The following is a 1990-nucleotide window of genomic DNA, read 5'->3' as shown; positions in this document are numbered from 1 at the left end:
ATTGAGTCCCGAGAGACTCACAAAGGTGTATGAGGGTTTGGCTCGCTTGGCATGCGAGCAAAGCACCCCCAGGACACCTGGGGGTGCTTTTTTTCATACCTGACACCAGAATCTGAGGGCAGGGTACCAGGTACCGGACTAGATTCTTTGCGTACCAGGTACCAAGCAATAGGCAGCACGTACCTGGTACGCAAAGAATGGTATGCAACGCACCGGTACCCGCCATCACCAATCAAGAAAATAAGATGGGAGAGATGACCATGAACCTGATCGGATCCAGAAAACACTTATTATCAATGAAGCATTTATCTAATGAGGATATTCATCAGCTGTTCTCCATCACTAGAGAAATAGAAAAGGGACACCCGGAGGCACCTTTCAATGGCCGTTTTGCTGCAAACTTATTCTTAGAACCAAGCACAAGAACAAAAAGCAGCTTCCACATCGCAGAAAAAAGACTCGGACTTGAAGTTCTTCACTTGGATGGCAATGATTCCAGTATTACGAAAGGTGAAAGCTTATACGATACATTAAAAACTCTTGAATCAATCGGGGTAGAGCTGGCAGTCGTCCGCCAATCAGAAGTTGGTCTGCTGAATACTTGTGCAGAAGATTTGGATCTTAGTTTGATCAATGGCGGGGATGGCTGCGGCGAGCATCCAACCCAGTCTTTACTTGACCTATACACAATAGATGAACAGTTTCATAGTTTTAGAGGCTTGAGAGTGGCTATTGCGGGAGACTTGAAACACAGTCGAGTCGCAAGATCGAATGCATATGCACTGACACAACTTGGCGCTGAAGTTTCTTTTGTAACAAAACCAGAGTGGCAGGATCCTTCTCTTACGACCAACTACATAACGATGGACGAAGCGGTCGATCGTTGTGATGTCTTGATGCTGTTAAGAATTCAGCATGAAAGGCATGATCAAACCACCGCCCCTACGTCCTATCTGGAACAATATGGGCTGACCAAGGAGCGAGAAGCTCGCATGAAAGACCATGCGATTATTCTTCATCCAGCCCCTGTCAATCGGGGAGTTGAGATTGATCACGAACTCGTCGAATCCAGAAAATCACGAATTTTCAGACAAATGAAGAATGGTGTGACCGTCCGCATGGCCGTGATCCGAGCACTTTTGAAAGGGGAGCTGTAAATGAGTAAAAAAATCATCAATTCAAAACGAATGGTAGAGGGATCTTATGAAGGTTGTGAAGTATTGATCTCTGGAGGAAAAGTCATTCAAATCGCTGAAACGATAGATCAGGACGCAGAATACACGGTCGATGCGAAGGGACTTCTCCTTCTTCCTGGACTCGTTGACGTACATGTGCACTTGAGAGAGCCTGGTGGAGAAGCAAAAGAAACAATCGCAACAGGAACGAAAGCGGCGGCAAAAGGCGGCTTCACTACGGTTTGTGCGATGCCTAATACTCGCCCAGTTCCCGATTCGACTGAGACCTTACAAACATTGTTAGACAAAATTGATAAAGACGCAAACGTCCGAGTTCTCCCTTATGCCTCCATTACAACCCGACAACTAGGAAAAGAACTCGTCGACATGGAATCATTGAGCGACATTGGGGCTTTTGCTTTTACGGATGATGGAGTTGGCGTACAAACCGCGGGGAAAATGTTTGAAGCAATGAAACGAGCAAGCAAACTGAATAAAGCTATCGTCGCACATTGTGAAGACAATTCACTTGTGTACGGAGGAGTGTCTCATCTAGGAGAAGTCAGTGAAAGGCTAGACCTCCCAGGAATTCCAAATGTTGCTGAATCAGTGCAAATTGCTCGTGATGTCCTATTAGCAGAAGCTGCTGATTGTCATTATCATGTCTGCCACGTATCGACGAAAGAATCTGTAAGAGTAATTAGAGATGCAAAACGTGCAGGGATTCATGTGACAGCGGAAGTGACACCGCACCACATTCTACTGAATGAAACAGACGTAAAGGAAGACGATGCGCTGTTCAAAATGAACCCGCC

General features: G+C 45.9%; 2 protein-coding genes. Both read left to right on the top strand.

Annotated features, from left to right (window positions below; translation table 11 throughout):
- The first annotated feature begins 260 nt into the window (after nucleotides 1–260).
- Complete coding sequence (locus LD39_RS20445; RefSeq protein ID WP_035552992.1) at nucleotides 261–1157, top strand: aspartate carbamoyltransferase catalytic subunit; 897 nt, start codon at nucleotides 261–263, stop codon at nucleotides 1155–1157.
- A partial coding sequence (locus tag LD39_RS20440; protein ID WP_035552989.1) for a dihydroorotase occupies nucleotides 1158–1990 on the top strand: 833 nt, incomplete at its 3' end.

It is taken from the genome of Halobacillus sp. BBL2006 (assembly GCF_000786645.1).
Lineage (GTDB): Bacteria > Bacillota > Bacilli > Bacillales > Halobacillaceae > Halobacillus.
Note: the sequence above shows the minus strand (reverse complement) of the source record. Positions and strands in the feature narration are given on the sequence as shown.